This window comes from Azospirillum sp. TSO22-1 (assembly GCF_003116015.1).
GTDB lineage: Bacteria > Pseudomonadota > Alphaproteobacteria > Azospirillales > Azospirillaceae > Azospirillum.
In genome coordinates this window covers 1-5,680 of sequence record NZ_LGQZ01000106.1, presented here as the reverse complement: position 1 = coordinate 5,680, position 5,680 = coordinate 1, and the positions used below count along the sequence as shown (strand labels likewise).

General features: G+C 68.3%; 9 protein-coding genes and 1 other RNA gene. 5 read left to right on the top strand and 5 right to left on the bottom strand.

Annotated features, from left to right (window positions below):
* Window positions 1-42: 42 nt before the first annotated feature.
* Window positions 43-981 (bottom strand): FAD-dependent thymidylate synthase, encoded by a 939-nt coding sequence (gene thyX, locus TSO221_RS25225; protein ID WP_109121272.1) that lies wholly within the window; start codon window positions 979-981, stop codon window positions 43-45.
* Window positions 982-1,081: 100 nt separating this feature from the next.
* Between thyX and ssrA the strand changes: the two genes are divergently transcribed.
* The 3 genes from ssrA to TSO221_RS25210 all read left to right on the top strand — a co-directional run bounded on the left by ssrA (window position 1,082) and on the right by TSO221_RS25210 (window position 2,343).
* Window positions 1,082-1,451: a transfer-messenger RNA gene (gene ssrA, locus TSO221_RS25220) on the top strand.
* A 24-nt stretch (window positions 1,452-1,475) separates the two neighbouring features.
* Window positions 1,476-1,973: a ClpXP protease specificity-enhancing factor SspB gene (locus tag TSO221_RS25215; RefSeq protein WP_109121271.1), complete on the top strand. Its 498-nt coding sequence runs from the start codon at window positions 1,476-1,478 to the stop codon at window positions 1,971-1,973.
* Window positions 1,974-1,980: 7 nt separating this feature from the next.
* Complete coding sequence (locus TSO221_RS25210; RefSeq protein ID WP_109121270.1) at window positions 1,981-2,343, top strand: TfoX/Sxy family protein; 363 nt, start codon at window positions 1,981-1,983, stop codon at window positions 2,341-2,343.
* A gap of 19 nt (window positions 2,344-2,362) precedes the next feature.
* Here the strand turns inward: TSO221_RS25210 and TSO221_RS25205 are convergent, their stop codons facing one another.
* Both TSO221_RS25205 and def read right to left on the bottom strand, forming a co-directional pair.
* The gene (locus tag TSO221_RS25205; protein WP_247878269.1) at window positions 2,363-3,070 is read right to left on the bottom strand and encodes a COQ9 family protein; all 708 of its coding nucleotides are present in this window, start codon (window positions 3,068-3,070) and stop codon (window positions 2,363-2,365) included.
* 2 nt (window positions 3,071-3,072) lie between these two features.
* On the bottom strand, window positions 3,073-3,612 hold the full coding sequence (gene def, locus TSO221_RS25200) for a peptide deformylase (protein WP_109121269.1): 540 nt from the start codon (window positions 3,610-3,612) through the stop codon (window positions 3,073-3,075).
* A gap of 193 nt (window positions 3,613-3,805) precedes the next feature.
* Here def and rpsU point away from each other — a divergent pair, with 193 nt between their 5' ends.
* Together rpsU and panB are read left to right on the top strand one after the other, a co-directional pair.
* On the top strand, window positions 3,806-4,009 hold the full coding sequence (gene rpsU, locus TSO221_RS25195) for a 30S ribosomal protein S21 (RefSeq protein ID WP_012974546.1): 204 nt from the start codon (window positions 3,806-3,808) through the stop codon (window positions 4,007-4,009).
* Window positions 4,010-4,131: 122 nt separating this feature from the next.
* Window positions 4,132-4,956 (top strand): 3-methyl-2-oxobutanoate hydroxymethyltransferase, encoded by an 825-nt coding sequence (gene panB / locus TSO221_RS25190; protein ID WP_109121268.1) that lies wholly within the window; start codon window positions 4,132-4,134, stop codon window positions 4,954-4,956.
* 13 nt (window positions 4,957-4,969) lie between these two features.
* Here panB and TSO221_RS25185 read toward each other — a convergent pair whose 3' ends face one another.
* The gene (locus TSO221_RS25185; RefSeq protein WP_247878268.1) at window positions 4,970-5,401 is read right to left on the bottom strand and encodes a DUF1330 domain-containing protein; all 432 of its coding nucleotides are present in this window, start codon (window positions 5,399-5,401) and stop codon (window positions 4,970-4,972) included.
* On the bottom strand, window positions 5,394-5,680 hold a 287-nt coding region (locus TSO221_RS25180), incomplete at its 5' end, for an NAD(P)(+) transhydrogenase (Re/Si-specific) subunit beta (protein WP_146208903.1). The genes TSO221_RS25180 and TSO221_RS25185, both read right to left, overlap by 8 nt.

Genomic DNA, 5,680 nt, shown 5'->3' with positions numbered 1-5,680 from the left:
GCATGTCGGGCGGGGAGCCGCGGTAGCTCCCCGCACCCGCCCCTACTCGGCGCGCCCGAGCGACTCCATCAGTTCCCGCCACTCGCGCATGGACAGGCCGCTGGTCTCCTGCGTCACCGGCTCGCCGGCCAGCAGGCGCTTGACGATCTCCAGGCCGGTGGCGGAGAGGTGGGCGCCGCCCAGGCGGTACTGGGTGAACGCCTCGTACACCGCCGGCACCCAGCGCTTCACCACGTCCAGCATCGCCTCGGCGTACACCCGGATCTCGTACTGGGCGTGGCTGTCGGCGCGCAGGGACAGGAAATGCAGCAGGTTGTGCAGGTCCACCTTCCAGTACCACTGCGTGTAGTAGTTCAGCGGCAGATTCATGCGCGCCAGCTCGCGCGCGAGGCCCTGGCGGGACTCGTCGATGACCGTGCCGTCCTCGCGGGCGTTCAGCAGTTCCTCGTAGTGCGCGTAGCACTGCTCGGAATCGCCGCGCAGGATCTGCAGCACGCGCTCCGCCTCCTCGCCCTCCAGCACGTCGCCGCGGCCCTGGCGGTTGTTGGAGGACTGCGCGCCCAGCTGCTCCGGCGCCGGGATGTAGAACTCGCGGTCGAGGATCGAGTAGCGCGCCGAGTACTCGTTGACGTTCGCCGTGCGGTGGCGGATCCACTGCCGGGCGACGAAGATCGGCAGCTTGACGTGGAACTTGATCTCGCACATCTCGAACGGGGTCGAGTGGCGGTGGCGCATCAGGTACTTGATGAGGCCGGCGTCCTCGCTGACCTTCTTGGTCCCCCGGCCGTAGGAGACGCGCGCCGCCTGCACCACCGCGGAATCGTCGCCCATGTAGTCGATGACCCGGACGAAGCCGTGGTCGAGCACCTCGATGGGCTCGTACAGGATCTCCTCCAGCGCCGGGACGGTGGCGCGGCGGGTCTCGGTCGTCACGGCGCGCTGCCGGTCGATCTCGGCGCGCTGTTCGGGCGTGATCGGCATGGGTACTCCAGCATGTGGGGGTCGCTCGCGGGCTCCACCGCCATTCCTAGACCAGGGTGGGGAAAATGCCACGAAAAAATCGGGGCTCCGGCGCACCCCTCCCCTTCCTTTGCGGGACGGATGTGCTTATATTACGCGCGTCGGGTAACACCGACTATGGCGATAAACGCCTTGCGGAATAAGCGTTGTGGACCCGGGGGCGGTACCCGGCGCCTCCACCAATCCCCTCTCTCCGGCCAAGCCGGCGGGCGGGCTCATGGGGGCGAAACAGGATCGACACGCGTGGTAAAGGCATGGTCTTCGCTCGGCATGGTTCCGCCGTTATCGGGCCATTGCAATAGTTGCCAACGACAACGTTGCTCAGGCTCGCCTCGCTGCCTAACGGCGGCTGGTTAGCCTAAATCAAATCCCTTCGGGGTTGCACTCGAAGGTGGGGTTCGTGGGCCGCCTAGCAACAGAAGGCCCACACTTCCTTTTGCAAGGCCGGCGTTAGAATGGCGAAAGAGCAGCTCCGTTACGACAAGATGGTCGAAACCGCCCTGCGGGGCGTCGTGCGCGATGCGCTCCGCCAGGTGGCCGACCGCGGCCTGCCGGGCAATCACCATTTCTATCTGACCTTCCGCACCAGTTACCCCGGCGTCGACATCCCGGAGTACCTGCACGGCCAGTACCCGAACGAGATGACCATCGTCCTGCAGTACCAGTACTACGGGCTGGAGATCGATGAGGAGAAGTTCGCGGTCACGCTGAGCTTCAACAACGTGCACGAGCGGCTGGAGATTCCGCTCGGCGCCATCACCACCTTCGCCGACCCGTCGGTGAACTTCGCGCTGCAGTTCCAGCCGGCCCTGCCCGCCGAATCGGCGGCCGTCGCCCCGCTGGGCGAACGCGCGCCGCACGCCGCCGCGGCCAAGGAGGAGGCCAAGCCGGCCGCCGATGACGAGCCGAAGCGCGGCGAAGTCGTCACCCTCGACGCCTTCCGCAAGAAGTAGGCGCCCGATGCCGCGCCGGGACGAGTTCGCCGACCTCGTCTGCGAACTGCTGTCCCCCATGGGCGAGGTGCGCGCCCGCCGCATGTTCGGCGGGTACGGGGTGTACTGCGACGGCGTGATGATGGCGCTGATCGCCGACGAGGTGCTGTACCTGCGCACCGACGAGCGTACACGTACGGCGTACGAGGCCGAGGGCCTGCCGCCCTTCAAGCCCTTCCCCGACAAGCCGATGACGATGCCCTACCACCGCCCGCCCGACTCGGTGCTGGACGACGGCGAGGCGATGCTGGCCTGGGCCCGCCCGGCCCACGAGGCGGCGTTGCGGGCGCAGGCGGCGAAGAAGCCGAAGAAGGCGCGGCAGCCGGCCTGAACCGGCCCCCGAACCGGTATCAGATGTTCTCCGCCATGTGCGTGGTGGCGTTCCCCGCCTGCGCGCTTTCCGTCCGCTGGCGCATCTGGCGGACGAAGCGCATCGGGCTGGGCAGGCGCCAGATCAGGCCGCCGATGCCGCCCACCGCGGACATTGCTTTGCCGGCGCCCATGACGTCGGCCAGCCGGCGGTCGATGAAGGCCCAGGTCTCCTCGTGCCCCTCCGACTGGTCGTCCAGCCAGTAGAAGGTGGCGGCGCTGAGCACCGCGGCGAGCAGGGCGCGCTTGGTGTAGTGGTTGAAGTCGGTCGAATCGTCGCCGGCGGCGAACCACATGGCGTCCACCGAGCGGTACAGCAGCCGCAGCCCCAGCGCCACGTTCTGCGGCATCGCCAGGAAGGCCATCATGCGCCGCTTGGCCTCGCGGTGCGGCGCCAACACCTCGAAGTGGGTGCGCATCGCCAGCCGGACCTTGTCGCCGGTGCGCATCTCCGGCAGCGGGTGCTCGGCCATCGCCTCGGCCATGCGGCGGTCAGTCCAGGCGCCGAAGTGCTCGACCAGTTCCGGCACGCCGCCGGGGAAGGCGCGGTGCGCCATCACCGAATCGAAGCCAGCCATGCGCGCCCCGTCGCGCAGCGACACCTCGCTCCAGCCGTCGAAGACCACGTTGGGCAGGGTGGACAGCAGGATCTCGTCCCGCACCGAATCCATCTGCATCGGCGTGTCCATGCTCAACCCTCCTGCTGCGCCGCCAGCGCGGCCGCGATGTGGTGCGATTCCTCGTTGAACGCCAACAGGCGCAGGTCCGGAATGCGATCGATGTAGAGCACGCCGTCGAGGTGATCCACCTCGTGCTGCACCACGCGGGCGTGGAATCCCTCGGCCTCGCGCTCCACCGGCTCGCCATCCACGCCGATTCCGCGGTAGCGGATGCGGCTGTGGCGCGGCACCAGTCCGCGCAGGCCGGGAATCGACAGGCAGCCCTCCCAGCCCAGTTCCATCGCGTCGCCCAGCGGCTCGATCTCCGGGTTGATCAGCACCGTGTCCGGCACCGATTCGCCACCCGAGCGGTCGGCCGGCACGCGGATGACGATGATGCGCAGCCCCTGGTGCACCTGCGGCGCCGCCAGACCGACGCCGGGCGCGTCCAGCATCGTGTCGATCATGTCGGCGGCGAGGCGCCGGATCTCCGGATCGGTGGGGTCGCGTACCGGCTCGGCCTTGGCGCGCAACACCGGATGCCCCATGCGGGCGATCTTCAAAAGGGCCATAACCCATTATCTGGGAGGAAGCGCGGCCTCGGCAACCGCGGCCTTGGAGCGACAAGGCCGATTCAAACCTTTCCTTCGACGGCGAGGCATGATACACAAATGCCGCTGAAGGGGTGCGCCCGGTTGCGCATCCCCTCTCATTGCTTGGCGAAACCAGGCGCTTGCGGGCGCCGCAGAAGGATGACGGTCAACCGTGCAAGTTCTGGTCCGTGACAACAACGTCGATCAGGCCCTCCGCGCGCTCAAGAAGAAGATGCAGCGCGAGGGCATTTTCCGGGAGATGAAGCTGCGCCGGAACTACGAGAAGCCCTCGGAGAAGCGCGCGCGTGAGAAGGCTGAGGCGGTGCGCCGCACTCGCAAGCTTCTGCGCAAGCGCATGGAGCGCGAGGGCTACTAAGTCGTAGCTGCCGGGCACGCGGTTTCCCGCGCCCGCCCTTCGATGTGTCAAGCCTGCCGCCCCGCGCCTGCGCGAGGGCGGTTTTGGCGTTTGTGCCCTTTCCTTTCTCCGGAGCACACGGAATGAGCGCCACCGCCAGCATCCGCCGCATCGGCGTGCCGGAACTGCGCGCCCGCAAGGGCGGGGAACCCATCGTTTGCCTCACCGCCTACACCGCGCCGACGGCCCGGCTGCTCGACCCGCATGTCGACCTGCTGCTGGTCGGCGATTCGCTGGGCATGGTGGTGTACGGCTTCGACTCGACGCTGCCGGTGACGCTGGAGATGATGATCGCGCACGGCGCCGCGGTGGTGCGCGGCAGCGCCAGGGCGTGCGTGGTGATCGATCTGCCCTTCGGCAGCTACCAGGAATCGCCGCAGGCCGCCTTCCGCGCTGCGGCGCGCGTGCTGGCCGAGACCGGCGCCCAGGCGGTGAAGCTGGAGGGCGGCGCCGAGATGGCGGAGACGGTGGCCTTCCTCACCACGCGCGGCGTGCCGGTGATGGGGCACGTCGGACTGATGCCGCAGGCGGTCAACACGGCGGGCGGCTACAAGGCGGTCGGACGCGACCCGGCCGCCTTCGAGCGCATCCGCGCCGACGCCCGCGCCATCGCCGAGGCCGGCGCCTTCTCCCTGGTGATCGAGGGCACCATGGAGCCGCTGGCCCGCGCCATCACCGAGGAGGTGGCGATCCCCACCATCGGCATCGGAGCCTCGCCGGCCTGCGACGGGCAGGTGCTGGTGACGGACGACCTGCTCGGCCTGTTCGCCGAGTTCACGCCGAAGTTCGTGCGCCGCTATGCCCAATTGGGCGAGCAGATCGACCGCGCCGCCGCGGAGTACGCCGCCGATGTGAAGGCGCGGCGCTTTCCGGCGCTGGAGCATTGCTTCGGGGTGAAGAAGGGATGACGGCAGCCCCTCCTCACATCCCCTCGACCAGGATGATGTTCAGCTTCGCCGCGTGCCTGCGGGCCTCGCGGGCTTTCTCGTACTCGGGGCTGTGATAGAACGCGTGCGCCGCCTCGGCCGAGGGAAATTCCAGCACGACGATGCGCTTGGGCTGCCAGTCGCCCTCCAGCACGTGCATGGCGCCGCCGCGCACCAGGAAGGTCGCGCCGTGCCTCTTCACCGCCTCGGAGGAGAGCTTCTTGTATTCCTCGAAGGCGACGGGGTCGTGCACGTCGGCCTCGACGATGATGTAGGCCGACATCGCAGATTCCCCCGGCGACGCGGCCGGGACGAAGTCGAGGAGACCCGACAGGTCCTCCTCGGTCCCGGTGTCCGACCGTTCGGCCGTGCCCTTGAGATGCGGGGAGCGGAGGGCCTTGCGGCCCCCCGCGTCATGCTCAGGCATGTTCCATCGCCTTGACGACCTCTTCGGTGACCTTCTTGGCGTCGCCGAACAGCATCATGGTGTTGGGGCGGAAGAACAGCTCGTTCTCCACGCCGGCATAGCCCGAGGCCATCGAGCGCTTGATGAAGAACACCGTCTTGGCCCGCTCGACGTCGAGGATCGGCATGCCGTAGATCGGGCTCTGCGGGTCGGTCTTGGCCGCCGGGTTGGTCACGTCGTTGGCGCCGATCACGAACGCCACGTCCGCCGTGCCGAAGTCGCGGTTGATGTCCTCCAGCT